We start from the raw sequence: 25,837 nt of genomic DNA on the forward strand, positions 1-25,837 counted from the left end.
CGCGGATGTCGGTACAGGATCATTCCGGGTACGGAGGGCGCCCTCAAGAGGGCATGTCAACCAAAGCCAAGGCCGGCTTGGTCCTGGTAGGATTCCTGGTCATCGCCGGCGCGCTCCTGTTCACCGAACACAGGGCTCACGTGCTCGGGTTGCTGCTCTGGCTGCCGCTCCTCGCCTGCCCACTCATGCACTTCTTCATGCACGGAGGACACGGCCATCATCACGGCGACGGTCGATCGAGTGATGGGAGAGGCAACTGATGCACGATGCCGCCCCCGCGTACGGCCTCTGGAGCCTCGTCATCCTCAATTCGGCGGTCTTCATTCTGTTTGCCTACAGCTTCTTCAAGCCGCAGACCTCCCACGACTGGCGCTCGTTCGGCGCCTTCAGCGCGTTTCTGGTCGCGCTGTTCGTGGAGATGTACGGCTTTCCGCTCACCATCTACTTCCTTTCGGGCTGGCTGCAGTCGCATTACCCGAATGTCGACTGGTTCTCGCATGACGCTGGCCACCTGCTGGAGGTGATGTTCGGCTGGAGGGCAAATCCGCACGCGGGACCGTTCCACATCCTAAGTTTCGTCTTCATCGCCGCCGGCTTCATTCTGATCTCGGCCGCCTGGAGGGTTTTGTACGACGCGCAGCAGACCCGCCGCCTGGCGACCAGCGGCCCATACAGCTACATCCGGCACCCGCAGTACGTCGGTTTCATCCTGGTGATGTTCGGCTTCCTGCTGCAGTGGCCGACGATCCTCACGCTCGCGATGTTTCCGGTGTTGCACGTCATGTACGTAAAGCTGGCACGCGACGAGGAACTTGAGGCTCGGACCGAGTTCGGCGAGGCCTACCCGAGGTACGCAGCAGATGTACCGGCGTTCATTCCCCGTCTTGGGCGACTGTTCGGTCATGGCTCTTCCCGCGGCCATCGTCACGGCTGACCTTCACGCGGGAGATGCCGTCGGACGGTTAGCTCGAAAGGAAGTCGATGAGCGAGCCCGTCTTCATCGCCAAGGCACTCACCAAGACCTACGGCTCGGGCGAGGTGATGGTGCATGCCCTCAACAACGTCGACCTCGAAATCGCCGAGAGGGAAGTGGTCGTGCTGCTCGGGCCTTCGGGGAGCGGCAAGACGACATTGCTCAACATCATGGGCGGTCTCGACCGGCCGACCAGCGGCAGGCTGTTCTTTCGCGATCAGGACCTGACGGATCTTGAGGAGCGCGACCTCACGATGTATCGCCGCGACCACGTCGGCTTCCTCTTCCAGTTCTACAATTTGGTGCCAAGCCTCACCGCGTATGAAAACGTTGCACTGGTCACCGAGGTTGCCAACGACCCGATGCGACCCGCCGACGCCCTCGCGCTCGTCGGACTCGAAGAGCGGATGCATCACTTTCCCGCCCAGCTATCCGGCGGCGAGCAGCAGTGCGTCGCCATAGCGCGTGCGATCGCGAAGCGCCCCGCGGTGCTGCTTTGCGACGAGCCAACCGGGGCGCTGGACTCCAAGACCGGCATTCGCGTCATCGAGGCGCTGCTCGGGGTCAACCGGCAGCTCGGGACCACCACCGTCATCATTACGCACAACGCGAGCATCCAGCAGGTCGCCGACAGGGTGCTGTTCTTCGCCGACGGCGGGATTTCTCGGGTCCGGAAGAACGAGACCCGACGCGAAGCCGCCAAGCTCACCTGGTGACGATATGACTGCGCTCGACATCAAGCTGCTTCGGGACGTCAGGCGGCTCTGGGCCCAGGTGCTCGCCGTCGCGCTGGTCGTCGGAGGGGGCGTTGCGACGCTGGTGCTCGCGGTCGGATCGCATCAGTCTCTCGAAGAGACGCGGATCGCGTACTATGAACGTTACGGCTTCGGCGACGTGTTCGCTCAGGCGAAGCGGGCGCCCAAGGCGCTCGCCGACAGGATAGGCGAGATCCCCGGCGTCGCCGCCGTCGATGCGCGCATTGCCAAGCTGGCGCTGCTGGACATTCCAGGCTTCTCCGAGCCCGCCAGCGGCAGTTCGTCTCGCTGCCCGACAACAACGAGCCGCATCTCAATCGGCTCTACATGCGGTCCGGGCGGCTTCCGGAGCCGGGACGGACGGAGGAAGTCGTTGTCAACGAGCCGTTCGCCCGCGCTCACGGCTTCTCGGAGGGGGCGCGGCTCGCGGCCATCCTGAACGGCAGGAAGCGCGAGCTCGTCATCGTCGGCATCGCGCTGTCCCCCGAGTTCGTCTACACGGTCGGACCGGGCGACCTTATGCCGGACGATCGCCGCTACGCGATCGTCTGGACGTCCGAAAAGGCGCTCGCCAGCGTCTACGATCTCGACGGTGCCTTCTCCGCGGTGTCTGTGAAGCTGCAGCCCGGCGCTTCGGAGCGCGAGGTGATCTCGCGGCTCGACGACTTGCTCGATCCCTACGGCGGGCAGGCGGCCCACGGCCGGAAGGACCAGACCTCGCACGCGTGGCTCGATCATGAACTCGACATGCTCAACAACATGAGCCGCACGCTGCCGCCGATCTTCCTTCTGGTCTCCGCCTTCCTGGTCAATCTCACCTTGAGCCGGCTGGTCGCGCTCGAGCGCGAGCAGATCGGTCTTCTTAAGGCGATAGGCTACGCCGACAGCAGCATCGTTCTGCACTATTTCAAGTTCGTCGCCCTCATTGTCGCGACGGGGATCGTTTTGGGCAGCGTTACCGGGACTTGGCTCGGATTATGGATCACCGCGCTGTTCGGAGACTTCTTTCACTTCCCATTCCTAGTTTTCGCGAAGGCGCCGGATCTGTACGTCACGGCCGGCGCCCTCAGCGCGGCCGCCGCCGCCATCGGCGCGCTGCCGGCGCTGCGCGAGGTGGTGAAGCTGCCGCCGGCGGTCGCCATGCAACCGCCGGCCCCTCTGGTCTATCGGCGGCTGCTTCCGTCGAGCATCCAGCTCGACCAGATCGTGTCGCAACCGACGTTGATGATGGTCCGCAACATCGCGCGGCATCCGGTCCGGGCGGCCTTCACGGCACTTGGGATGGCACTGGCCACCGCGATCCTGGTCGTCTCGCTGTTCACGCGGGACACGATGGAGCAACTGATCGACGTGACCTACTTCCTCGCTGACCGGCAGGACGCGACCATCGGCTTTTCCGAGAAGCGGATCAAGAACGTGGTGGAGCAAGTGAACAGGCTCCCGGGCGTTCTCGCCGCCGAGCCATTCCGCGAGGTGCCCGTCCGGATCCGTTATGGCAACGTCGAACGGCGGATCACGATCAGCGGCCGGCCCGCCGATGCCGATCTGCGGCGCCTCATCGACGTCGATCTTCGACCGGTCGTGCTTCCGGAGACGGGTCTCGCGATCTCCAGCATGCTCGGTCACATCCTCGGGGTGGGGGCCGGCGATACCGTCGAGGTCGATCTGCTGGAGGGCGCCCGACGCACCGTGACGATTCCGATCGTGGCGACCGTCAAGGACTACTTCGGCATCAGGGGGATGATGGACATCGAGGCGCTCCGCAAGCTGATGCGTGAGGCGCCCGTCGTGAACAGCGTGAACCTCAGCCTCGACGAGAAAAGAAAGGAGGACTTCTACGCGGCGGTAAAGTCCATGCCGACGGTCGGCGGCGTGGCACTGCAGCGCGTGTCGCTGGCAAACTTCCGTAAGACCGTCGCGCTGCTCGTCACGACGATGGCGAGCATCTACACCGGGCTTGCCGCCGTGATCGCGTTCGGCGTCGTCTACAACAACGCCCGGATCTCGCTATCAGAACGGGCGCGGGAGCTGGCAAGCTTGCGCGTGCTCGGCTTCACTCGCGGTGAGGTGCTGCGAATTCTCCTGCTCGAGCTCGCCATTCTGACGCTGGTCGCCCAGCCACCCGGTTGGGTGATGGGCTACGGGCTAGCGTGGGTCATGAAGACGAACCTCGCCGGCGAGCTGATGCGTGTCCGGCTGGTGGTCGAGCATTCGACCTATGTCGTCGCCACGTGCGTGGTGGTACTGGCTGCGATCGCTTCCGCAGCGGTCATGCGCGAACGCATCGACAAACTGGACCTCGTCGCGGTCCTCAAGACGAGGGACTAGCCATGCCGGCAGACTGGACCAAACGTATTATCGGCGCTGCAGCCCTAGCCGCGATCGCGGGAGGGCTGGCCTGGTTCGCCTGGCCCCGGCCGGTTCTCGTCGATCTCGCCACCGTCGCAAAGGGCCCGATCGAAGTCACGGCGGACGACGACGGCAAGACCCATGTCCGCCACATCTACACCGTCTCGGCGCCCATCGCTGGGAAGGTACTTAGAATTTCGCATCCGCTCGGCGAGAAGGGACCTTCGCTTCACGTCGGCGACGAGGTGGTCGCCAACCAGACCGTCATTGCCCTAATGCAGCCGACGCTACCCGGCTTCATCGACGTCCGGTCGCGGGACCAGCTTCAAGCCGAGGTCTTGGCTGCGGACGCCGCCATCCAGCAGCAAGAGGCCGAGGTGCAGCGGATCGAAGCTGCCCTGGATTTCTCGCGGACTGAATTCCAGCGGGCGCAGACGCTCTCGCGGACGCAGACCATCTCCACCCAAGCATTCGACAAGGCGAAGTTCGATGTGGCCACGAACGAGGCCGCTTTGGCGAGTGCCAAGGCTCAGGTCGACATGCGTCGCGCGGTGCGCACCAGCCTCGCGGCGCGGTTGATGGACCCGGCCAATGCCTCCCCATCGGCGGAGCCAACGTGCTGCGTCAGGGTGCTCGCGCCGGCGAGCGGAAGGGTGCTGAAGATCATCCAGGACAGCGAGGCGACGGTCCTGCCTGGGACGCCCCTCGTCGACATCGGCAATCCTCTTGATCTGGAGGTGGTGGCGGACCTGCTCTCGACGGACGCCGTCCAGATCAAGGTGGGCGCGCCGGTCCGAATCGACGGCTGGGGCGGGCAGCCCATTAAGGGGAAGGTCGTGCGTGTGGACCCCGCTGGCTTCCTGAAGGTCTCGGCGCTAGGGATTGAGGAACAGCGGGTCCGGGTAACCGTCGATTTCAATGACCCGCCGCAGGCTTGGTCGCAACTAGGTCACGATTACCGTGTCGCGGTCCACGTGACCACTTGGAGCGCTCAGGACGTCCTGACCGTGCCGGTAAGCGCCCTATTCCGAAAGGGTGATCAGTGGGCCGTTTTTGCCGATGAGAACGGTCGTGCGCGGGCCAAGCCAGTTGATATTGGTCACCGCAATAACCGGTTCGCCGAGGTGGTGTCTGGACTGACCGCGGGGGATCGCGTCGTCGTACATCCAAGCGACCGAATTGCCGACGGAAGCAGGATTGCGCAGCGAGGCGCACCATGACTAGCGCAAAGCGGACGTTGGGAGGGACCCGCACGCCGGCGATGGGCCCAACTCCGCTAAGGAGCCGCAGTCCCACTTCGGGAGTGCATGGCAGTCGTATCTTTGTGCGGACCCACCTGTTTCCCGGCTGCGTCAGGTGACGTGGAATGTCGCTGCCCTTGAAGCGGGACGTGCCGAAATCACCGTACGGGCAACCGAGCAGCACTGGTGCTATCGGCGGGAATGCTCCCTTAGAGACCGTTCTCTTTTCGGTCTCGCACCACCGTTCACCGCGAACTCTGCGCGCTGGATACGACGCCCTTGGCCAGGTGTCGTGGTGCGTGAATGTGAACGCGAGACACCATTCCTGATCCCAGGTTTTAAGAATGTGCGATATCATTGTGGAGCCGCGGTCGAAGACTATGGGTCCCCGATGATGAATGCTATGGTCCGCCATATTACCGAAGGGGAGCTTCGGCTTGAGCGGAGGGAAAGACCTTTAAGGCAAGAAGAATTTTGTCTGGACCTGCAACAAGGCACGAAAGAACAGGCGTACAATAATGTGGTCGCGATTATGCGGATCATGGACCTGACAGCTTAAGGCTCGTTTCTTCGGGCGGATGGCGGACGCGACAACGCGCCATCCGCGCGGAGCCGATCACCTGGTCCCATGCATAAACGCTTGCATCTCCTCCAGGGTCAGCTTGCCATCCTTATTGCTATCCATTGCCTTGAAAATCCGTTCGTGAGCTGCCTGAAACTCCTGCAGTGAGATGGTCCCATCGCCATCGGCGTCCATCAGAGCAAACATCATACGCATCATAAAAGGTGATCCCATCGCGCTCCCGCCCATCATGCCGCGCCCCATCATACGTCCTTCCATCATTCCGTGCCCCATCATGCCGCCTTGCCCCATCGTGCTCGCGCCTGCCTGGCCGCTGGGATGGGACTGCATTTGTTGCTGATCTGGCTGGGGTGTCATTCGGTCCTGTGCAATCGCACCGACAACGCCGTACGTCAGGATGAGAGCAGTTATCGTGAGTCCTAAAGCGCGCGTGTACATTTCGAACCTCCTCCGAAACGTTTGGCCTTTCTCCATTAAATTCGGCAAGAGTGATATTGATCCTCTGGTCCCAGCTTTCGCCTACGCACCCCGCACACACTACGACAGGGCAAAGCGGGCTTTCGTTGGGGGGTAAGCTCGCGAAGGAGCAAAATCTGTATAAACCAAGCGGTTCTAGTGACGAGAAGGAAAGCTGGGCTGACGCATTGATCCTCCTCAATGCCAAAGCAGGCTAATGGGCGATGATTTAGCGCTACCGAGGACGGCCAGAGCGGCCGCGGAATACCCCATGAGCCAAGGAAATCCGCTGTGGGAGAGCTGCGCAATCGGGTTATTCAGATCAGGTACTTCGGCGATCCTGACGGGTTGGAGGTGGTCGACGCTCCTCTTCCAACGGCCGGCCGAGGCGAGGTGCGAGTTCACGTGCTTGCGTCGAGCGTCGTGTTCACCGATGTGGTGATCCGGCGTCACCTTTATCCGCAAACGATTTCTCTCAAGCCGCCTTTCGTGATGGGCTACGACGTTGTCGGGGAAATCGATCAGCTGGGACCGGACGTGACGGGCTTCAAGCTTGGCGACCGAGTAGCTGACATGACCGTGGTGGGCTCGAATGCCGCCTACCGAACCCTCCGGGCCGGGGAGGCGACCCGCGTGCCACCAGGCGTAGACGTGGCGGAGGCGGCCGCCTTGATCCTAAGCTGGACAACCGCCTACCAACTCCTACACCGCGCGGCCCGCGTGAAGCGGGGGCAGCGCGTCCTCGTGCATGGCGCGGCTGGCGCTGTCGGCCAGGCGCTGCTCACGCTCGGCAGGATGGCGGGGCTTGAGCTGTGGGGCACGGCGCGTGGGGATCACGCCGCATTGGTGCGCGAACTGGGCGGCACGCCGATCGATTACCAGCGCGAAGACTTTACGAAGGTCGTGCCAGGCGGGTTCGATGTCGTGTTCGACGGAATTGGAGAGGATGGCTGTCGCCGCTCGTTGGCGGCACTCAAGCGGGGCGGCATGCTCTGTGCCTACGGCTACACGGCGGGTGTACAGGCGCACCATAGCCTGTTCAGCATTTTGACGTGGACGGCGCGCCTGTATGTATTGGGGTGGTTGTCCGGCGGCAGGCGGGTCTACTTCTACTCGATCAATTTGATGCGGGCGCGACATCCGGCCTGGTTCCGCGAAGATTTGGCGCGGCTCTTCGAAATGTTGGCGGCTCGCGCCATTCAGCCACGCGTTGCCGAGCGAATCTCCTTCGCTGAAGTTGCTGAGGCGCACCGGCGTCTGGAAGCGGGCGGTCTGGAAGGAAAGCTCGTGCTGTGCCCAGATCTGCCGTCGCGCCATCAACGAGAGCGCGAGCTCACGGTGTAGACGTCGAGACCTCGTGTGCCGTCAGGCGCATTCGGTCTTGCCGCGGTCCGCGGCTACCTCGACCCTCGAGAAAGCAGTATGTCGTCCCAGACGACGCGACGGCCGGTCGTCCGTGTTTGATCTAGCGCAAGAAACTGGGATCGCTTTCAAGATAGCTTCCATCATTCAATGGTCCATTGGAGGTCGCAATGATCATTGAGCGTCTATCCCGGGAACACCGCAACATTGAGATGCTGCTCGCCGTGCTTGAGCGCGAGCTTGAGATTTTCGATCGCGGGGGCCACCCCGACTATGAGGTCATTCGCGCGATCATCAGCTACTTCGAGCTCTATCCGGAGCTGTATCATCATCCCCAAGAAGAATTGGTCTTTGCCAAGCTAAAGCTTCGAGATCCAGCTGCGGCGGCAAGGGTTGGCGATCTAACGCTTGAGCACCAAAAAGGGACCCAGCGTTTGCRCCGCGTCGCTCAGGCGATCGACAGTGTTCTGGCGGATCGGGAGATTCTTCGGCAAAATGTGGACAACATCGTTCGCGATTTCGTAGAGAGCGAGCGGCGTCACATCATGATCGAAGACCGCGATTTCTTCCCCGCCGCCCTTAGGGTTCTAAAGCCTTCAGATTGGACTGAGATCGCTTCGGCCTCAACGAATCATGAGGATCCGCTGTTTAGCGAGGCTGCTGAAGAAACCTTCGACGCGCTACGAGCGCGCATCTTGCGGATGGAGCAAGAGTCCGAAGCTGAACGGCACTAGAAGTGCAGTCAAGGGCCGCATGATTTCTGATCAAAATGCTTCAAGGCAAACGCCAAAAGGAATTGACGCCCAGTGGGGTTGGCTAGTTGATGGAGCGTCCAAATGGCAGATTGTGTGATTGTTCGAGCCTACGGAAGGCAATTAGATCAATTGCGTGCAGAAGCGTTCCGCATTGCACGAGGACGACAAATCGACTGGTGGATAGACCGTGGCGACAAAGGGACGCATTTTTGCTTCGAGAGTGCTGAAGCAAAACAAGCGTTCACCTCAATGTGCGACAACTTCGCCGTCCCGTACGTCGAAGCCTAATCATTTAATCTAATCGTGGCTGTCGCTCTTGTTCGTTCTCGCCTGTACCGCACTGGCGATCCGGCTGGTTGCGGCCACGGTTTGCGCGGAACCCTCCGACTCGATCCCACTTTGTTGTTCGCTGGGATGGGCGGCGCGGGCGAGCAGATGGAATTGCGAAGCGCGAAGTCTGTTGGATCGTCCGGCACCGTGGTGAGTGAAGACCGCGAGTCAAGTCCGGGCCGTGTCTTCAGGTGCCGGGATCTCTCCGATCGCACTCCGGGCATCGGCCATCTGTGGCGGCGCCGAGTTGACGGCCGAATTCTTCCCTGAGGACGTCCGATGCCCAGAACTCGCCATCGCTCTTGATGATTCTTTTCGCCCGCTCAAAGGCATGGCTCTCGGCGGCATCGTCGCCGACGCGGATGATAACCCGATCGTGGAAAGGACAGACAATCGTGGCACGGGTGGTTTCGAGCGCGTAGCGCACAACCGCGGTCAGATCGTCGGCATGAATTTTGCTGGACATCGTGGCTCTCCTGTCGACGTCGCGGAGCGAAATGCAAATCAACCCCGGGCTTCTGAAGAGGAGGTCGGCATGCTTACAAACCCCAATTCCTCGGGTCCGCATTGATCCAGCTCAACAACGGATGTCGCATGCTCCAATCGCCGTAAGGGGGCTCTATGATCATCCGCAATTTCGCCGAGGCGCAACTCAAAGGTCGCCTCCACGTCAGCTGCCGGAAGAACGAGCAAATCGTTGATCTAGATCATTTCGCCATACTGCCAAGATCGCATGCTGCGCATCGGACACGAGGGAGGTTCTATATGGCACCGGTCTCAACACCGCATGATGAAAAATGCCCTCGCTGTGGTTCCAGGTTAGTACACCTCGAGTGGCACGAACGCGTCAATGCTCAGGAGGCGCAAGAGCTCTGGCGCTGCTGGATCTGCAAGAGCGAATTTGTCACCCCCGTCGCTTCTGATGGGACAGAGTCGTCAGTCGCTGGGATCACCGAACCATTCTTTACGAACCTGCTCGTCTGATCAGTTCCGCTTGAGCGGATCGACAAGGAAATCGTTCGATGTCCTTGGTTAATGCATCGCCTCATCATCTCGAGCGCTGGCATGAAGTTTCGGACGCTGATGGTCGCCGCGATTGTCGCCATGCTCCCGCAATTTAATGCGGGAGCACAGGTGAACTTGTCGGCTGGCAGCACGTCGTCCCAACTGTCCGACCTTATGATCGCGATACAATTCCAACACATCAAATTATGGTTGGCCGGAAAGCTAGGCAACTGGGACTTGGCGAATTATGAGCTTCGACAAATCCAGGCAAGCTTGCAGAAGGCAACGCCGACTCCCTCCGAAGGCCTGCGCTCGTCCCAAACTACCGAACAGCTGCAAGCTCTGGATCGCGCGATTCAACAGAAGGATGGTGCAGCTTTCGCCAAGGCTTACTCGGATCTCACGAACGGATGCAATGCCTGCCACCGCGCCAGCGGATACAGTTCGATCACCATCCAGGTGCCGGTTAACTCGCCGTTCAGCGATCAGCTGTTCGCGGATCAGATCGCGCAGGGTCGCGCGCTCGCTCGCGGGACCTGCGGCCTCTGTCACATTGTCTCGGATGCTTCAAGGGAAACACCAGCCTTTCGCGTCCCCGCGCCAAGCTTCAGCGAAATTGCCAGCCGGCCATCTTTTTCAGCCAACTATCTCCGAGAGCTATTGACGTCAAACCACCGTCGCGTAGGCCCGAACCAGGCAATGCTTAAGCCAAAGCTCGTCGAATACCAGATCGATGCGATCGTTGCGTTCTTCGAGACCGTGCAAGCCGACCGGGCTCGCTAAGATCTGAGCTTAGGGTCATGGTCGCGCCGATCAGCGTTCTAGTCTTGAGTCTTTAGGCTAAGGATGTAATTCGCGAGAGCGTCGGCCTGATCGGGCGCGATGACGAGGTTCGGCATGTTCTGGTGGCTGGTCTTCAGGAACACTTTCAGCGAAAGTGCCGTCGTTCCATACCTGTTTGCGATTGACGCGAAGCCCGGTGCCTGATCCGACATTCCCGGCATGTGCGGTTCGATTGCATGACACGGCTTGCACCATGCTTCCGCGAGGCGACGTCCTTCAAACGCGCTGTCTGCAGCAAGTTTAGATCCGTCCGCCTTGTGCACGCGGACGAGAAACAACGCTAATAGCGCGATCAGGATCACGAGGCTGATGTTGACTCGCATGCTGCGGAACATGTTCCGTCTCAACTCGCGGTTGGGGCACTCACAGCAACCGCGCGAGCGCCAGCGGGCATCTCATCGCCAAAACCGCCTGCCGATCAGCCGTTCTGGCGAAAGAAAGCAGAATGACCGAGCGCACCCGCCCTTAGCGCAGGATGCGGCGCTTTAGCACGCGATCAGGTCGGTATGTCCAAATCCCTTTGAGTAGTCGAGCAGGGAGACAATCGTGGGTGTCAGGCGGAAGACGCAGACCTCCGAAGTGTTCGGCATGGGGAGATCAAGGCTCTTCTGGTTCGGATACCGCGAGATCAGGAGGCGCAAGGCTTTTTCGAATTCGGCGGGATTCGTTACGAGCTTCGCGCGTGCCGCCATCGATAGGCCCACGATGTCCATCACTTGCGTGGGATCGTCATCCACCGTTAGCGAGACCCGATCGTCCTTCGCCAGGTTAGCTGCCTTCTGGCTGTCCGCTCCGCAAAGGAAATAGATGACGAGCCCATCATTGGCGTAGCCGACAGTGGTCACCTGGGGCCAGCCGTCAGATCGTAGGGTAGCGATCCTCGTCGTCCGGTGCTGATCCAGAAGCCGAAGGATTTTCCGCCTGAACGTTTCGTCCATTGGTCGCCTCCGATTTAGACCAGTTTAGCCCCGAACTAGCGTGTACGTTTTGAGGCAGGTCAAGTATCGAGGAAGCCGGCCGCCAAGCGTAGGCGCAGTGGGCCTGCCATACGCCTGAGCGCAATTGCGCCAATCGCTCTCGGAGGGAGCGCTGTTTGGCAGTTATGCTTGTCGCGATAGCGGGCCCCATCGCCAACCGACCTCATGCTTTGAGCTGCATCAAGCTGGCTTTGAACGGCGGTGACATCGTGTGGACTGGGAGGGCTGCTTCGATGCGCCGATTTGCCTTGAAAGCCCTATTCACGGCTCTCGCTTTCAGAAGAGCCGAGAAGGAGCGAGTCGATTGGGATCGAAATATCTTGATCTTCTCGACGGTGGTGACCGTCGGGCTGGTTGCGCTCTACGTCTACGGCAAGGCTACCTCGCGTTGGTGAACTGTTTCGCGGGAACGACTGCGATGATGCGATGCTTGCTGATACTTTCGACAATAGGTCTCGGGTCGAGCACCTGCGCCCATGCGCGCGATGAGGAGCAGCAACATGGCAAAGAGCTGTTGCAACAATTGTGCGCCCGCTGTCACTCAGTTGGTAGGACCGGCGCGAGTCCCAACAGGCAAGCGCCGCCCTTTCGCAGCTTCAGCGAAACCAAACTCTATGACAGCGACTTCCTGCAACGACTACAGGATGGCTATAGCAGCATTCATCCCTCCATGCCGACCTTCCGCTTCAACAGGGACGATGCAGAGGCTGTCCTAAACTACATGAAGTCAATTCAGGAACCAACTAAGCCGAAACAATCTCCGCCGCGATGAGGTCTGAGCATCTCCAGGAGACCAAAATATTCGTTCAAGGACAATAGACAGCATCTTTGGGTGAAGCCGGAGACCCAGTGGTCGTCCTCTTGAGAGCATCTGCCAGAACCCTCGGAAAGATTTTGACCTAGCTCATCGGCGCCTTGCGAATGGCTGCGTTCGTTGGAGGCGAGTGTTCGAGACTTGTCATTGATTCTGCTCAAGCAACGGAGCTTGTTTCGGAAGAGAATGATGCAGGTAGTGTTGGAATGAGATCATGTCGTTTGAGCGGGTTCTACGATGGACTCTGGTTGCAATCGCAATCGCGGGATTAACCGCGGGTATCCTTGCGCGAGCTGCCGGCCGTCCTGATCTGGCCGATTTCGCATGGGCAATCGGCACGGCACCCGTGATAGGTGGACTGGCGGTCTCGATCGTCAGGGACTTGCTGGGCGGCCGACTGGGAGTGGACGCGATTGCGCTCCTGTCGATGAGCGCGGCATTGGCGCTCGGCCAGCCGCTTGCCGGCGCCGTGGTGGCGCTGATGTATTCCGGTGGCAACGTACTGGAGGATATCGCGATCGCGCGGGCTGAGCACGACCTGCGGTCACTGGTCGATCGTGCGCCGCGCCGGGCACATCGCAAGACTGGCGAGCGGATCGAAGAGGTTCCGATCGAGGCGGTCTTGGTCAGCGAAGAGCTCCTGGTACGGGCCGGCGAGATCGTGCCAGTCGACGGCATCGTCCGTTCGGCCATGGCGACCATCGACGAGTCCGCGGTTACGGGCGAGCCGATCCCGGTCGAGAAGACACGCGGCAGCGCCGTTCTTTCCGGTTCGCTGAATGCGGGTGAGACCTTCGAGTTGACCGTTACCGCACCGGCTGGCGAGAGTACCTACGCTGGTATTGTGCGCATGGTGACGGCGGCGCAAACTGCGAAGGCCCCCTTTGTGCGGTTGGCCGATCGCTATGCGCTGATCTTTCTTCCCGTGACGCTCGTCACCGCCTTCCTGGCGTGGTGGATCTCCGGTGATTTGACCCGCAGCCTCGCTGTGCTGGTGGCGGCAACGCCTTGCCCCCTGATTCTGGCCGCACCTGTCGCCTTCATCGCCGGCGTAGCGCAAGCGGCCCGTCGCGGCATCTTAGTCAAGGGAGGAGGGGCACTGGAGGCGCTGGCTCGTGCGCGCACCGTGCTCTTCGACAAAACCGGCACTCTCACGGTTGGAGGTGCGCGGTTGCTTTCGGTTGAAGTCGCTCCGGGGGAAAATCCGGACGAGGTCCTCACGCTTGGGGCCTCGCTTGAGCAGGCCTCGCATCACGTCCTCGCCAAGACCGTCGTCTCTGCGGCCGTCGATCGCGGCCTCAAGCTCAAAGCGCCCGAACAGGTCAAAGAAACCATGGGCACCGGTTTGTCCGGCCTGATCGACGGCCGCCGGGTAACCGCGGGCTCGCGAGAGTTGCTTCGCTCACATGCCGAGCTGTCGCCGTGGGAGCTGCGGGCAATCCGGCGCGCATCGTGGCGCTCGGCGCTGATCGTCTTTGTCGCCGTGGACGGCCTTCCGATCGGTGCGCTGCTGCTGGCCGACGAGCTGCGGGCTGATACGCCGCGAGCGATCCGGCTGCTGCGCGATGCGGGCATCGTACGAATGGTCATGGTCACAGGCGATCGTGCCGCAGCGGCGCAGGCAATCGGAGCAGCGCTCGACCTCGATGCCGTGCTGGCTGACCGCGTTCCCTCGGACAAGGTCGAGGCGGTGCGCACTGAACAGCGGCTGCATCCGACCATCATGGTCGGTGATGGCATCAATGACGCCCCGGCACTGGCCGTGGCCGATATCGGGGTCGCGCTCGGCGCACGCGGCGCGAGCGCCTCGTCCGAGGCGGCGGATGTGGTCATCCTTACCGATCGGCTTGATCGCGTCGGCGAAGCGATCATAATTGCGCAGCGTGCACGGCGTATCGCTCTCCAAAGCGTCATTATTGGCATGGGATTGTCGATAGCTGCCATGGTGGCCGCTACCGTTGGCTGGCTGGATCCCGTGCCGGCGGCGATCGTGCAGGAGGTGATCGATGTTGCCGTCATCCTGAATGCGCTGCGGGCGCTCACTCCAGCCCATGGGAGCGCCGGTCGCCGGATATCCGCAGAGGAGGGCCTAGCACTGCATCACGACCATCAGGCGCTGTTCGGGGATCTCGACCGACTGCGCAAGATCGTCGATGCGATCGACGATGTGCCGCCAGACGCCGCTGCGGCCTTGATCGAAGAGGCTGATCGCCTCGTTCAGGGCAGTGTAGTGAAGCACGAGCGCGAGGACGAGGGCAGCGTCTATCCGAAAATTGCGGAGGTGCTGCGCGAACGCCACGGCCTCTCTGCCATGAGCCGCGCGCATCGTGAGATCCTGCACCTTGCGCGGTTGCTCGCACGGATCGCGGCCGACCTGCCGTCAGAAAAGATCGACCGCTATCTTATTCGAGATGCCCAGCGTGTGATCGAGGCGATCGAAACGCTGGTGCGCATGCATACGGCCCAAGAGGACGATATTTACGAAGCCGTGGCGGCGGACTGAGCAGCTTGGCGATGTCGGTTAGTCGATCGTGCCGAATTCCGCCACGGGCAGAATCCAATAGACGAGGTTGGTGCCGGTGAACGAAGCCCGAACCCGGTCGAGCAGGCGCGCGGCATCGTTCCGTGGTAGGACAATCCATACGATGACCTGATTGGCGTGCCCTTTGACGCGCTCGGCCATGCTTTGGAGCCGCACGGCGGTGCCGTGTCCGGCAGCATCGGAGGCCGTGAAACCCCTCACCAGATCGGTCTGTTCGCTGAGATAGTCGAAGAGCTCGTCGCGAAGCTGGCGCGGCAGGATCAGCGTGAGGCAGACGGACACGCTCGTCATTTGGCCCCCTTCGCAGCGCCGCCGTAGCGGCGATACAGGATCGGCAGCAGAATCAGCGTCAGCATTGTCGACGAGACCAGGCCCCCGATCACGACGATGGCCAGCGGTCGCTGCACTTCAGATCCCGGACCGGAGGCGAACAACAGCGGGATCAATCCGAGCGCCGTGATGCTGGCCGTCATTAGAACGGGCCGCAGTCTTCGCATGGCGCCTTCGACGACGATGCGACCCTCGCTCAGGCCGTGAGCGCGTAGCTGGTTGAAATAGGAGACCAGCACGACGCCGTTCAGTACGGCTATGCCGAGCAGCGCGATGGATCCGACCGACGCCGGAACGGACAGATATTCGCCGCTTGAGACCAGCGCGAACACGCCGCCGATCAGCGCGAAGGGGATGTTGACCAGCACCAGCAGGGCATGGCGCACCGAGCCAAATGTGGTGAACAGCAGCACGAAGATCAGGCCGATGACGACCGGCACCACGACAGAGAGCCGCGCGGCGGCGCGCTGCTGGAAACAGGTCCGGCTGCAGCGCCGTAGACCGGCGGGAAATCACAACGACGTTCTCCCGGCCGGTGTCGTCGAAGAACGGCACCTGAGCGCGCTCGCGCCGCTCGGCACGCTTTCGACTCTATCCGTGCATCGGAAGTTCCGCATTGACCCATCTCAACCCGGGCTTCGAACCTTGGCGGCGGCGGTGGGCCGTGCCCTACTTGAGTGTGCGGACGTAGTCCGCGAGATCCGCGATTTCCGTCCGGTTCAGCGATAGCGTCGGCATGTTCGGATGCGGTGCGAGTAGAAGGAAAGCGAGCTTGTTCTGGTCGAAATCGGGCATCTTCGCGAAGGTGGAGAACGGCGGCGCCTGGTCGGAGGCTTTCGTCTGGCCACTTTCGACGAGATGGCACGCGGCGCACCAACGCTTTGCGATGTCCTTGCCGTGATCCGCGTCGGCCGCTGCGGCCGGTGTCACGATCGCAAGCGCGCAAATCGTGGCGGACGACAATCTGAATGCTTTCGACATGCGAGGGTCCCCAAGGATCGAGCGTTATTGTCGGCGGACAATCTGACCGGTGACGTCTTCCACGTGAAGCAGCAGAAAGATAAGCGGCGCCCCGTCGTCGTGGACCGGCGTGTTGATCGATCGCTCGCCGCGCGTTACGGCAAGGCAGCCCGGGACGATGTCCGACCAATTTTGACCAAGGCTTCTCTCGATCGCGCACGTCTGATAGCTCATTGCTCCAACGTCTTCAGGAACGCCATGAAATCGCCGACTTGGTCGGAATCGAATTGAAATTCCGGCATCGCCGGATGCCCAGTGACGATGCCCTCGGCCAAGGCCTCCTGCAGCATCTCGATCGGATATCGCTCGTGTAACGTCCTGAACGGTGGAGCAATCTTGAGGGGGCTTGGGCTGACCTTGTCGGTCGAGTGGCACTTCGCACAATACAGCAGCGCAAGACGTCGGCCTTGCTCGACGCTCGAAGCTGCGGTTGGGTTAGGGGAGAAAAACAAACCCGCAACGAGCATGGCGCCTGCCACGGCACGTCCAGTTCCGAGATGCGTCCTCACGTAGTGCTCCATCAGTGCGACATCATGACTGGAACTGTCATACTGCGGAACATTTCCTGCGTGACCCCGCCGAATACCGTTTCCTGAAGTCGAGAGTGGCCGTAACCGCCCATGATCAGCAGGTCGAGGCTTTCATCCGCAGCGATCGACAGGATGCTCGCTTGCAGATCGCTACGGTCGGCCTGAAGCGATACGGCCTTCGCCGGCAAGCCCTTCCGCGCGAGATGTGTCAGGAGGCGTTCGGGCGATGCATCGGGCGGTACCTCGGATGCATTGAGGGTGATGGTCGTCAGAGCGGCTGCGTCGGTGATAAATGGCATCGCGTCCCGCAAGGCGCGGGCGGCAAGGCGGCTGCCGTCCCAGCAGATGCCGACGCGTGCCGCCTTGAACGCACCCCGGAAAGTATAGGGAATGAACAGCAGGGGCCCACCCGCCTGCAAGAGCAGTTCCTTCGGAAGCCGGTTGTCAAACGTGTCGCCCTCGGGGTCGCCTTGTGACACGATCGTCAGATCATAGAGGCGCGCCGCTGCACCAGCTTTCGCAACCGCGTCGGCGAGAGTTCCGTTCAGTGCGTACCTTCCATAGTTGATCAGGGCGTTCTTCGCCTCGACCTCGAAGACGCGCAGCGCTGCCTCGGCTCGCTCCAGCGCACGTTCATACTCGAATTGCAGGGACGATGCGATGGCTGCGCCGCCTTCCGCAAGAAACGGCACGTTCGTCGAAGCATATCCTGTTGCAATTGCATCCAGATGTGCCGAAGCACTCATTGCAAGAGAAACAGAAGCGTCGATGGCAGGCCGCGGTGAGCGCTCCGTAGGAATATGCACCAGTAAGTCCTTGAACATGCGTGCCTCCCGTTCCGATCGGGCTGAAGAGCAGCACAGGTCGACATCGAGAGCCTTGACGCACGTCAAAGCGGTAGCCGGCGCCCCGGGTATCGTTTTGACCATAGGGCGGGAGTTCTAGATATGGCGCGGGTGGCATTGGTAACTGGCGGTACCAGAGGCATTGGCGCCGCCATATCTCAAGCGCTTCAGGGCGAGGGTTGCCTCGTAGCGGCGACCTACGCCGGAAATGCCGAGGCCGCCAAAGCCTTCGCGAGCCGAACAGGCATCTCAGCCCATCAATGGGATATCGGTGATTTCGACGCTTGCGCTACCGGAGTGAAGGCCGTTGAGGCGTCAGTCGGGCCAATCGACATTCTTGTCAACAATGCCGGCATCGTTCGTGACGCCACGTTTCATAAGATGACCCAGCCGCAATGGGATGCCGTGATCCGCACCAATCTCGACGGTGTGTTCAACATGTGTCGACAAGTGATCGACGGCATGCGCGCAAGACGGTATGGCCGAATCATCAATGTCTCGTCGATCAACGGACAGAAAGGCCAGTTCGGCCAGACAAACTACTCCGCGGCCAAAGCCGGCGAGCTTGGATTCACCAAGGCGCTGGCGCTGGAAACGGCGCGTCTCGGAATCACGGTAAACGCCGTCTGCCCCGGCTATATCCATACCGAGATGCTGGATGCCGTGCCGCAGGATATTCTGGAGAAGAGCATCCTGCCGCAGATTCCGGTCGGCCGTCTCGGCCGACCGGAAGAGATTGCGCGCGCTGTCCTGTTTTTGGCAGCAGAAGAGGCGGGATTCATCACCGGGTCGACGCTGTCGATCAATGGCGGCCAGTACGTGAGTTGAGCATGGACAGGTCCCCGACCCTCAAAGTTTCTAACTCGCCCGAGCCGTTCACTCCCGAGCCTTACGGATTTGAAACCGCCAGGCGCTTGGCAATCTCCGCCGTACGAGACAAGCGGCCTCGATACCGATTATCGCGGCCAGCAGTGCCGCGGAGGGAGCGGTAAAGCCGAACAGTCCTCCCCATGGCCCGAGCACAAGCGCCACGCCGGCAGCGAAAGCGCCGAGAGACGTGGCGGTCAGGATGATATGGGGGTGATTTACGCGCCGCGGCATCCGACGAGACCGGATAAAGAAAATAACTAGGATCTGCGTGCAGATCGATTTGACGAGGCGACGCAGCGGGCAAGGATGGATTCCGGAGTTCCTTTTGCGATCAGCATGTGTTCGCCGTTCTGCGCATCAGCACGGGCAGGGCACCTTCGCTCGAAATCGAACGGCACTTCCGAGAGACGAACCCAGCCATCTCTGCCGCCGTCCCTCGCTGAGAGTATCGCATATCGCATCATCGAGGGGACTTCTGACTCCTGCCTGAAAGGTGCTGTTGAGGTGTGCAAGGCTCAGAACGCGATCGCAAGGTCGCCCCTTCGGATCGACATGCACTTCAAGCGTGATGTCCTTCATTCCGAACGACGAGGTCTGAATGGCCACCGATTCCCGCGATGCTTCGGTCGTCAGCTCGGCGCGATGTTCCTGAACGATATCGAGCGTGAGAGATAAGGACCGCACGGTTGCGATGATTGCGAAACTGCCGACATCGCCGCTTAGTCCGGATACGAGCGCGGCAGCCAGCTAGCATCGCAATCAACGGGTTCCAAAGGCGTTAGCCAAGCCTGCGCAGGACCGATCGGCTTTGAGAGGAGCTAGCGCGGTTTGCTCTGAAAATCGCGAGGCGCCGGCCCGCTTCGACCTGGGATAGCCCATTGGGGCCGGAGTCGAGCGCGCTGTAGAGGGCGTCCTTTGGCGTCTGCCAGAACTCGGCGGCGGCCAAAGCCTTGGCCGCGCTAGACTGCTCGATCATCGAAGGGCTCGCCGGCCTGTTGGTCACTTGGTCAGGAAGGTAAGAGGCAGCTCGATCTCCGAGTTGATGCAGCTCAATTCGGTCTCGGACAACATGGTTAGGTTGCGGGGGGCCAAAGGAGTTCACCATGCCGCCTCCAGCATCCGTCGGCCGCATTCCCATAGCTTCGAATTCTGACCAGGTCCCCGTCGAGCCCCCGGTTACTGAGGCAATGGTGCCAGCGCAGCCGTTCGGCTCCGATGCAGCCGTCGATGCCATCGACCGATCCTTCCACGCGGCGCTGGCGCGTTTTACCGGCGGCGTCTCGCCGGCAGCGCTGGCCCTGGCTTTTGCCGACTGGCAACTGCATCTCCTGGCCTCACCCGGTAAACAGGCCAGTCTTGCCGGCCGGGCGATCCAGAATGCGTTTGATCTTGTCGATGCCATGGTGCCGAGGCATGCGATGTTCCAGCCTTGGTCCGTGATCAGGCCGCCGGAGAACGACCGCCGTTTCACGGGCTCAGATTGGGAGCTGCCATCCTTCAATCTCCTGGCCCAGGCTTTCCTGCTGACCCAACAATGGTGGCATTCGACGACGATCGGCATTCACGGACTGGCCCATTCGAACGCGGCAATCGCCGACTTCGCGCTTCGCCAATACCTGGATACGGTGGCTCCGACGAATTTCGCCATCAGCAATCCCGAGGTTCTGCGCAAGATCATGGAGACCGGCGGGGGCAATTTCGTCTACGGCCTGCACAATTTTGTCGAGGATTGGCAGGCTCTGCTCGCCGGTGCAAGGCTGAGGAGCGATCAGACTTACGTCGCGGGTAAGGATGTTGCGATCACACCCGGCAAAGTCGTCTATCGCAACGAGCTGATCGAGCTCATCCAATATTCTCCGACGACGCCGACCGTGCGGCCCGAACCCGTTCTGATCGTGCCTGCCTGGATCATGAAGTACTACATTCTCGATCTGTCGCCGCGCAATTCTCTCGTCCGCTATCTGGTCGAAAGCGGTTTCACCGTCTTCATGATCTCATGGAAGAACCCAACGCCTGAGTATCGCAATTTCAGCCTCGAAGACTACCGCGAGTTCGGCGTGGATGCTGCCATCGCCGCCATCAACTCGCTTCGGCCTGGACAGGCCATTCACGCCGCGGGGTATTGCCTCGGCGGCACGCTGTTGTCGATTGCGGCAGCCAGGCTGGCTCGCGAGCGACCCGACTGCCTGCGAACAGCGACACTGCTCGCGGCGCAGACCGATTTCACGGAAGCCGGCGAACTTACCTTGTTCATCAACGAAAGCCAGGTCGCGTTCCTGGAGGACATGATGTGGCGGCAAGGTTTGCTCGGAACGGCGCAGATGGCCGGGGCCTTTCAGATGTTGCGGACCAATGATCTGCTCTGGTCGCGCGTCGTGCGAGACTATCTGGTCGGAGAGCGGGCCGCTCCAAGTGAGCTAATGTCGTGGAACGCCGATGCCACGCGTATGCCGTATCAAATGCATTCCGACTATCTGCGGCGGCTGTTCCTCAACAATGATCTCGCCGAGGGGCGCTATCAAGTCAATGGTAGGCCGGTCTCACTCTCGGATCTGCACATGCCGATGTTTGTTGTCGGCACGTTACGCGACCATGTCGCGCCGTGGAAATCGACCTACAAGATCAATTTTCTTGCCGATGCAGACATCTCCTACGTCCTGACCAGCGGCGGGCACAACGCCGGCATCGTCGCGCCACCAAGCGAGGAAGGGCATAGCTACCAGGTGCTCGCAAAGAAGGCTCATGATCCCTATCTCGGCCCGGACGAATGGATCAAGCGCGCGCCGTCTCACGAGGGATCATGGTGGACCGAGTGGACGCGATTTCTCGCCGCGCATTCCGGTCAGCCCGTTTCGGCCTCCTTGCCGGCGGGCGCGGCAGAAAAAAGCGCGCCTTTGGATGACGCGCCGGGCTCTTACGTGCTTGAGCAGTAGACGCGGCCGTCAGGGACGCAAAACGGCTGCGCCAACGAGCTTGCCTTCCCTCAGACAGGCGAGCGCTTCATTGGCCTGGGAGAGCGGAAATATCGTCGTGTGGGTCTGAATGTTGGCCTTCGTCACGGCGGCGAGGAAATCGATGCCGTCCTTTCGGGTCAGGTTAGCAACCGATGCGATCTGTCGTTCACCCCAGAGAATATGGTAGGGGAACGTCGGAATGTCGGACATGTGAATGCCGGCGCACACAACGCGTCCGCCCTTGCGCACCGAGCGCAAGGCAAGCGGCACCAATGCCCCGACCGGTGCGTAGATGATGGCGGCATCGAGCTCGGTCGGCGGAATGTCCTCCGAGGCGCCGGCCCAGTCTGTGCCGAGGGAAAGCGCAAGTCGCTGTGCGTCCTGGTCGCCGCCACGGGTGAAGGCGTAGACCGTCCGTCCCTGTGCACGCGCCACCTGCGCCACGATATGGCCGGCAGCGCCGAAGCCATAGATGCCGAGCGTCTTGCCATCGCCTGCCATCGCCAAGGATCGCCAGCCGATTAGTCCGGCGCAGAGCAGAGGCGAAAGGGCTGCGTCATCGCCGCGCTCGCCAAGCGGAAAGCAAAATCTGGCATCGGCAACGAGATGACTAGCAAAGCCGCCGTCGCGGGTGTAGCCGGTGAATTTGGGACGATCGCAGAGATTTTCCTTGTCCGCGCGGCAATAGAAACATTGGCCGCAGGTGTGGCCGAGCCAGGGAACACCTACACGCATGCCCAGCTTCAGCTCGTCTACGCCCGCGCCTATCGCATCGATTCGGCCGACGACTTCATGCCCCGGGATGATTGGATAGGGAATTCCGGGAAGCTCGCCATCCACTACGTGCAGGTCGGTCCTGCATACGCCGCAGGCACTGACCTTGACGCGGACCTCGCGGGGGGCGGGGATCGGGTCGGGTCGTTGCTGGAACGTCAACGGCGCGCCGCGGGCGGAGAGAACCATCGCGTACATGTCGCATTCCGTTACGGCTTGTAATGCATCGTGCAGTCGTACCTGGTGGATTTAGTGCCAGTGTGCGCCGTCCGCTAAGGGGGCGCAACAGGCGGCTTCCGCAGGCTCTAGACGCGATCGCAACCAGTGGCGTGAGAAGCGGCAACAGTCCGCTCAGCGGATAATAGACCGCGCCCGTAACTTGAGTGATCAGGCGTCGAGAGTGTGCAAGCGCTGGCGGTTGCGCAGCACGATCTGGCAGGCACGGGAGAAGCCGAGAATGCCCTGGACGTGAAGCTGCGACAGCGCACGCGACACGGTCTCGAGCGTGAGGCCGAGATAGTCGCCGATGTCGCGGCGGCACATCGGCAGCGCCATCATGCCGGCGACGGCGAGGCGCCGATCCATCTCCAGCAGGGAGATGGCGACGCGCTCCATCGCAGTCTTGCGCCCGAGCAGCAGCATGTGATTATCAGCGTGGCGCAGCTCGGAGGCGGTCATCGTCCAGAGCTTGCGGGCAACCTGGATGCCGGTGCCGGCGGCCTTCTCGAGGCTCGCGCACTTCACCAGGCGCCCCGTGGTGTCGATGATGGCCTCGACGGCAAGCCGATCCGTTGCGCTGAAGGCTTTGAGGCGTCAACTCTGCACTCGGTCGCGGGAGGCTTGGTCGAAAGACTTACGCGCTGGCTCGGTGTGGGGCCGGGATGTCCGTGAAATACGCAATCTCGACTACCCCTGCTCGGGCTCGTCAATCGAGTGAACTGGCTTTTCATCGGAGCTCTCGTCGTATCGTAGAAGCGCAGCAGGCGGCTCTTTCAGACCGACAGCGCAGCCCGCCGCGGATCTCATCACGGCATCGGAAGAACGGGAATGACAAACCCCGGAGACCGCAACCAGCTTGTCTGGTCCGGCTCTCCGGTTTGTTACGAAGACTGTACAGGACTAGGCAGCCTTGCCGGGCGCCGTGGCCTTATCCGATACTGGGTTCGCGCTCGGTGGAGCTCCTGTCTTGATATCGATGGTCTTGGTGGTCTTCACGGCCTTGGCGGGCTTGTTGATAGCGAGATGCAGCACGCCCTTGTCGAAATGAGCTTCGACGGCTCCGTCTTCCGGCTCGAAAGGCAGAGACATCGATCGATAGAAGGAGCCGTAGCTGCGCTCCTCGACATGCCAGTTCTTTTCGTCTTTCGTGCTCTCCGCCTTTTTCTCGCCGGAGATGACTAGCTGGTTGCCGTCCAGGCTGACCTTGATATCTTTCTCGTCCACGCCGGGAAGTTCGGCGGTCACTTCGAAGGCATCCTTGGTTTCAGCCACATTGATTGCCGGCTCGCCTGCCCCAATACTGGGAGAGGACGAACCCTGATTGAAAGCGCGAAGCGCGTCTTCCACTTCGCGTCGCATGGCCCTGAACGGGTCGAACGCAGGTTCCTGGCTGGTGGTCCACAATCTCGGAAGGCTCATCTGCTCTCTCCCACAGGTTGAAGAAATATCCGAAATTGTGCTCCGCCCGCTCGCGCCGGCCTTGATGTAGCGCAAAAATGGCTGGGTTATTTGGAGGCGGAAAGGCCGGTCATGATGAGGAAGCCCGCAAGCAAAGGGTGCGCGTCAGCGAGGTTGACCTATGAGGCGGGAGCGTACCCAGTGAGCTTGCGTTGCTTCACAAGCTCGATGTGTTGGTCTTCGCAACCGGCTTCGACGCTGTCGACGGCAACTATCGGTCGATGGATCTGTCTTCCAGCGCTTTCAGTAACACTGCGTGCCGTCCGGCAACGGTCCGGTCGAAGCGACCGAGGTCGCCGAGACCAAGAAGAACTTCGATGCGATCTGGCAGCAGGTGCGCAACTCGGTCGTCGCCTTCGGCTTCCAGGAGAGCAGCATCGAGGCAATGAGCGTTTCCGAGGAGGTATTGAGTGTGAGGCATGAAATTCGGGCTGCAGACTCTCGATAGATACTGGTAGCTCCAGTGCGGTCAGCGCCTCGCGCTACCCAGTGAAGTTCTGATTTTGTGTAGGCGGCGCTCAAAAATCGCACCGATTGCTGGCATAGACTTCGCCGCAGGCGACCATATACACGAAGTCGGGCAAGGGTTGACCTGCGTCAAATAGGCTACATTGGGATCAGCTAGAATACGGCTATTCTCGGAGAAGCGTTAATGGCTATCAAGGATATGCTTTTGCCGCTGTTTGGGAACCCAAGCCCAAGATTAATTGCAGCGATTGCGAAATGCGTAAGTGTGGGGGCGAGTTTCGACGCCGAGATCACTGCGCTGGCTGTCGAAGAGGATGTCTCTGTTCGGCCGCAAGTCATGATCTCGGCCGATTTCCCCGCCGAGGTCAGAAACACTACGGATGCGCAAGGCTTATTGAAAGCGTTCGATGCCGCCGTCGCCGAGGTCGGGGTACGCAACGTACAGAGGGTTGCGCATTTGAGAGCGGGGGATGCTCCGAAACACCTTGCGCTATGCGCACGCCAGAAGGATTTGTCGATAGTTCCGGTCAAGCCGGACGATGACCAAGCGGAAAGGGTCATCGAGGGATTGATTTTTCAATCAGGTCGACCGATTCTGTTGTGCCCGGAAGAACTCGCCGCCGAGCTGCCTGTCAACTTCGACCGGGTTATCGTTGCCTGGGACCATAGCGCGCCGGCTGCAAGAGTCGTTGGCGATGCCCTGTCGATGCTGCGCCGTGCTCGCGATGTGCAGATCATCACAGCGACCGACGGCAACACCCTGGCGGAGCAGCAGTCGGGTGCGGCAGTGGTCCGCCATCTGGCCGAACATGGCATTAGCGCAAGCTTCGAAACGGTGCGGATTGATGGCAGTTCCGTCGGAAAGATACTTGAGGCGGAGGTCAAAGTTAGAGGCGCGGATCTCTTGGTCATGGGGGCCTACGGTCATTATCGGTTGAGCGAATGGGTCTGGGGCGGCGCGACCAAGACTATCATCGGGCGGCCACCTTGCTGGGTGATAATGTCGCATTGAAACGCTCGTCTCGGGCCGAGCAAGGGCGAAGCTCGATGTGGGACACGGCTGTGAATGGGCAGCCCGGACCATCCGGGACCGCGACTTCGGGTCTCAAGCGTCGTGTTCTGCAATAGCGGCTGTCCGTCAACTTCTGCGACGCCTCGTTCACAACCGAGATTGCGTGGCGCTGCAATATGTCGCGAAGGGCCAACTCCGCAATAACTTTCGGCGCGCTCAATTCAGCCCGCAAACCACTGAGAACTGCGCTCTCAACCGTGTCTAAATAGAAGGTCTTTGGGGCAGAGCACGTGCCGCTCTCCGTGGCAGCTGAGCATCGAATGCGAACACGCCCCGATTTGTCTTTGCCATTGGTCGACATACCGGCGCCGC

Annotated in this window: 29 protein-coding genes and 2 pseudogenes; 17 read left to right on the forward strand and 14 right to left on the reverse strand. The window is 61.1% G+C overall.

Annotation, left to right across the window (positions count from 1 at the left end; genetic code table 11):
* Positions 1 to 5 precede the first annotated feature (5 nt).
* Genes AC1DW2_RS32340 through AC1DW2_RS32365 form a run of 6 tightly spaced genes read left to right on the forward strand, consistent with a single transcriptional unit; the run spans position 6 to position 5,297 of the window.
* Positions 6 to 260, forward strand: coding sequence for a DUF2933 domain-containing protein (locus AC1DW2_RS32340; protein WP_477007973.1), 255 nt, complete (start codon positions 6 to 8; stop codon positions 258 to 260).
* Complete coding sequence (locus AC1DW2_RS32345) at positions 260 to 934, forward strand: methyltransferase family protein (protein ID WP_477007974.1); 675 nt, start codon at positions 260 to 262, stop codon at positions 932 to 934. The genes AC1DW2_RS32340 and AC1DW2_RS32345 overlap by 1 nt, the downstream gene beginning before the upstream one ends.
* Positions 935 to 981: 47 nt before the next feature.
* Positions 982 to 1,689, forward strand: a complete 708-nt coding sequence (locus AC1DW2_RS32350) for an ABC transporter ATP-binding protein (RefSeq protein ID WP_477007975.1) — start codon at positions 982 to 984, stop codon at positions 1,687 to 1,689.
* A 4-nt stretch (positions 1,690 to 1,693) separates the two neighbouring features.
* On the forward strand, positions 1,694 to 2,167 hold the full coding sequence (locus AC1DW2_RS32355; RefSeq protein WP_477007976.1) for a hypothetical protein: 474 nt from the start codon (positions 1,694 to 1,696) through the stop codon (positions 2,165 to 2,167).
* Positions 2,056 to 4,056 (forward strand): ABC transporter permease, encoded by a 2,001-nt coding sequence (locus AC1DW2_RS32360; protein WP_477007977.1) that lies wholly within the window; start codon positions 2,056 to 2,058, stop codon positions 4,054 to 4,056. Before AC1DW2_RS32355 ends, AC1DW2_RS32360 begins: the two co-directional genes overlap by 112 nt.
* A gap of 2 nt (positions 4,057 to 4,058) precedes the next feature.
* The gene (locus tag AC1DW2_RS32365) at positions 4,059 to 5,297 is read left to right on the forward strand and encodes an efflux RND transporter periplasmic adaptor subunit (RefSeq protein ID WP_477007978.1); all 1,239 of its coding nucleotides are present in this window, start codon (positions 4,059 to 4,061) and stop codon (positions 5,295 to 5,297) included.
* Between the two features lie 637 nt (positions 5,298 to 5,934).
* Here AC1DW2_RS32365 and AC1DW2_RS32370 read toward each other — a convergent pair.
* The gene (locus tag AC1DW2_RS32370; protein WP_477007979.1) at positions 5,935 to 6,339 is read right to left on the reverse strand and encodes an EF-hand domain-containing protein; all 405 of its coding nucleotides are present in this window, start codon (positions 6,337 to 6,339) and stop codon (positions 5,935 to 5,937) included.
* A gap of 309 nt (positions 6,340 to 6,648) precedes the next feature.
* Between AC1DW2_RS32370 and AC1DW2_RS32375 the strand changes: the two genes are divergently transcribed.
* From AC1DW2_RS32375 to AC1DW2_RS32385, 3 genes are all read left to right on the forward strand, one after another.
* Entirely contained in the window at positions 6,649 to 7,701 is a 1,053-nt protein-coding gene (locus AC1DW2_RS32375) for a medium chain dehydrogenase/reductase family protein (RefSeq protein ID WP_477007980.1), read from the forward strand.
* A 188-nt stretch (positions 7,702 to 7,889) separates the two neighbouring features.
* On the forward strand, positions 7,890 to 8,453 hold the full coding sequence (locus tag AC1DW2_RS32380; RefSeq protein WP_477007981.1) for a hemerythrin domain-containing protein: 564 nt from the start codon (positions 7,890 to 7,892) through the stop codon (positions 8,451 to 8,453).
* A gap of 102 nt (positions 8,454 to 8,555) precedes the next feature.
* Positions 8,556 to 8,762 (forward strand): hypothetical protein, encoded by a 207-nt coding sequence (locus AC1DW2_RS32385; protein WP_085400494.1) that lies wholly within the window; start codon positions 8,556 to 8,558, stop codon positions 8,760 to 8,762.
* Positions 8,763 to 8,991: 229 nt separating this feature from the next.
* Here the strand turns inward: AC1DW2_RS32385 and AC1DW2_RS32390 are convergent, their stop codons facing one another.
* Complete coding sequence (locus AC1DW2_RS32390) at positions 8,992 to 9,270, reverse strand: hypothetical protein (RefSeq protein WP_028153140.1); 279 nt, start codon at positions 9,268 to 9,270, stop codon at positions 8,992 to 8,994.
* Positions 9,271 to 9,869: 599 nt separating this feature from the next.
* Here AC1DW2_RS32390 and AC1DW2_RS32395 point away from each other — a divergent pair.
* On the forward strand, positions 9,870 to 10,592 hold the full coding sequence (locus AC1DW2_RS32395) for a c-type cytochrome (RefSeq protein WP_477007982.1): 723 nt from the start codon (positions 9,870 to 9,872) through the stop codon (positions 10,590 to 10,592).
* 38 nt (positions 10,593 to 10,630) lie between these two features.
* Here AC1DW2_RS32395 and AC1DW2_RS32400 read toward each other — a convergent pair whose 3' ends face one another.
* Both AC1DW2_RS32400 and AC1DW2_RS32405 read right to left on the reverse strand, forming a co-directional pair.
* Positions 10,631 to 10,987 carry a c-type cytochrome gene (locus AC1DW2_RS32400; protein ID WP_038944690.1) on the reverse strand — a complete coding sequence of 119 codons (357 nt, stop codon included), beginning with the start codon at positions 10,985 to 10,987 and terminating at the stop codon, positions 10,631 to 10,633.
* Between the two features lie 150 nt (positions 10,988 to 11,137).
* Complete coding sequence (locus AC1DW2_RS32405; RefSeq protein ID WP_028153137.1) at positions 11,138 to 11,590, reverse strand: pyridoxamine 5'-phosphate oxidase family protein; 453 nt, start codon at positions 11,588 to 11,590, stop codon at positions 11,138 to 11,140.
* Positions 11,591 to 11,745: 155 nt separating this feature from the next.
* On the opposite strand from AC1DW2_RS32405, the gene AC1DW2_RS32410 reads away from it, so the two are divergent.
* The 3 genes from AC1DW2_RS32410 (at position 11,746) to AC1DW2_RS32420 (ending at position 14,946) form a co-directional block, all read left to right on the forward strand.
* The gene (locus AC1DW2_RS32410) at positions 11,746 to 12,024 is read left to right on the forward strand and encodes a hypothetical protein (RefSeq protein ID WP_354113104.1); all 279 of its coding nucleotides are present in this window, start codon (positions 11,746 to 11,748) and stop codon (positions 12,022 to 12,024) included.
* A 26-nt stretch (positions 12,025 to 12,050) separates the two neighbouring features.
* Positions 12,051 to 12,401, forward strand: coding sequence for a c-type cytochrome (locus AC1DW2_RS32415; protein ID WP_414643298.1), 351 nt, complete (start codon positions 12,051 to 12,053; stop codon positions 12,399 to 12,401).
* Positions 12,402 to 12,657: 256 nt separating this feature from the next.
* Positions 12,658 to 14,946, forward strand: a complete 2,289-nt coding sequence (locus AC1DW2_RS32420) for a heavy metal translocating P-type ATPase (RefSeq protein ID WP_208070084.1) — start codon at positions 12,658 to 12,660, stop codon at positions 14,944 to 14,946.
* An 18-nt stretch (positions 14,947 to 14,964) separates the two neighbouring features.
* On the opposite strand, the gene AC1DW2_RS32425 is transcribed toward AC1DW2_RS32420, so the two are convergent.
* The 5 genes and pseudogenes from AC1DW2_RS32425 to AC1DW2_RS32445 all read right to left on the reverse strand — a co-directional run bounded on the left by AC1DW2_RS32425 (position 14,965) and on the right by AC1DW2_RS32445 (position 17,689).
* On the reverse strand, positions 14,965 to 15,276 hold the full coding sequence (locus tag AC1DW2_RS32425) for a DUF3240 family protein (protein WP_085400502.1): 312 nt from the start codon (positions 15,274 to 15,276) through the stop codon (positions 14,965 to 14,967).
* A pseudogene (locus AC1DW2_RS32430) lies at positions 15,273 to 15,791 on the reverse strand (efflux RND transporter permease subunit); the annotation flags it as partial. The gene AC1DW2_RS32425 and the pseudogene AC1DW2_RS32430, both read right to left, overlap by 4 nt.
* A 193-nt stretch (positions 15,792 to 15,984) precedes the next feature.
* Positions 15,985 to 16,296: a c-type cytochrome gene (locus AC1DW2_RS32435; RefSeq protein ID WP_063982735.1), complete on the reverse strand. Its 312-nt coding sequence runs from the start codon at positions 16,294 to 16,296 to the stop codon at positions 15,985 to 15,987.
* Positions 16,297 to 16,505: 209 nt separating this feature from the next.
* Positions 16,506 to 16,802, reverse strand: a complete 297-nt coding sequence (locus AC1DW2_RS32440; protein WP_166106037.1) for a c-type cytochrome — start codon at positions 16,800 to 16,802, stop codon at positions 16,506 to 16,508.
* A 53-nt stretch (positions 16,803 to 16,855) separates the two neighbouring features.
* Entirely contained in the window at positions 16,856 to 17,689 is an 834-nt protein-coding gene (locus AC1DW2_RS32445; protein WP_354239253.1) for a universal stress protein, read from the reverse strand.
* 123 nt (positions 17,690 to 17,812) lie between these two features.
* Between AC1DW2_RS32445 and phbB the strand changes: the two genes are divergently transcribed.
* The gene (phbB, locus tag AC1DW2_RS32450) at positions 17,813 to 18,538 is read left to right on the forward strand and encodes an acetoacetyl-CoA reductase (protein ID WP_477007983.1); all 726 of its coding nucleotides are present in this window, start codon (positions 17,813 to 17,815) and stop codon (positions 18,536 to 18,538) included.
* A gap of 820 nt (positions 18,539 to 19,358) precedes the next feature.
* On the opposite strand, the gene AC1DW2_RS32455 is transcribed toward phbB, so the two are convergent.
* Positions 19,359 to 19,718, reverse strand: a complete 360-nt coding sequence (locus AC1DW2_RS32455; protein ID WP_477007984.1) for a cation-transporting P-type ATPase — start codon at positions 19,716 to 19,718, stop codon at positions 19,359 to 19,361.
* On the opposite strand from AC1DW2_RS32455, the gene AC1DW2_RS32460 reads away from it, so the two are divergent.
* On the forward strand, positions 19,684 to 21,513 hold the full coding sequence (locus tag AC1DW2_RS32460; RefSeq protein ID WP_477007985.1) for a PHA/PHB synthase family protein: 1,830 nt from the start codon (positions 19,684 to 19,686) through the stop codon (positions 21,511 to 21,513). The genes AC1DW2_RS32455 and AC1DW2_RS32460 overlap by 35 nt on opposite strands.
* A 9-nt stretch (positions 21,514 to 21,522) precedes the next feature.
* On the opposite strand, the gene AC1DW2_RS32465 is transcribed toward AC1DW2_RS32460, so the two are convergent.
* The 3 genes and pseudogenes from AC1DW2_RS32465 to AC1DW2_RS32475 form a co-directional block, all read right to left on the reverse strand.
* A complete protein-coding gene (locus tag AC1DW2_RS32465) occupies positions 21,523 to 22,506 on the reverse strand; it encodes a zinc-dependent alcohol dehydrogenase family protein (RefSeq protein ID WP_477007986.1) in 984 nt (327 codons plus the stop codon).
* Between the two features lie 189 nt (positions 22,507 to 22,695).
* Positions 22,696 to 23,103 (reverse strand): annotated as a pseudogene (locus AC1DW2_RS32470) (helix-turn-helix domain-containing protein); the annotation flags it as partial.
* A 324-nt stretch (positions 23,104 to 23,427) separates the two neighbouring features.
* A complete protein-coding gene (locus tag AC1DW2_RS32475) occupies positions 23,428 to 23,946 on the reverse strand; it encodes an Hsp20/alpha crystallin family protein (RefSeq protein WP_085400515.1) in 519 nt (172 codons plus the stop codon).
* 295 nt (positions 23,947 to 24,241) lie between these two features.
* Between AC1DW2_RS32475 and AC1DW2_RS32480 the strand changes: the two genes are divergently transcribed.
* Positions 24,242 to 24,433: a hypothetical protein gene (locus AC1DW2_RS32480; protein WP_477007987.1), complete on the forward strand. Its 192-nt coding sequence runs from the start codon at positions 24,242 to 24,244 to the stop codon at positions 24,431 to 24,433.
* A 204-nt stretch (positions 24,434 to 24,637) separates the two neighbouring features.
* Positions 24,638 to 25,465, forward strand: coding sequence for a universal stress protein (locus tag AC1DW2_RS32485; RefSeq protein ID WP_477007988.1), 828 nt, complete (start codon positions 24,638 to 24,640; stop codon positions 25,463 to 25,465).
* On the opposite strand, the gene AC1DW2_RS32490 is transcribed toward AC1DW2_RS32485, so the two are convergent.
* Entirely contained in the window at positions 25,425 to 25,826 is a 402-nt protein-coding gene (locus tag AC1DW2_RS32490; protein WP_477007989.1) for a hypothetical protein, read from the reverse strand. The two genes, AC1DW2_RS32485 and AC1DW2_RS32490, sit on opposite strands and share 41 nt — an antisense overlap.
* Positions 25,827 to 25,837: the final 11 nt, after the last annotated feature.

This window comes from Bradyrhizobium sp. P3_C3 (genome assembly GCF_056402655.1).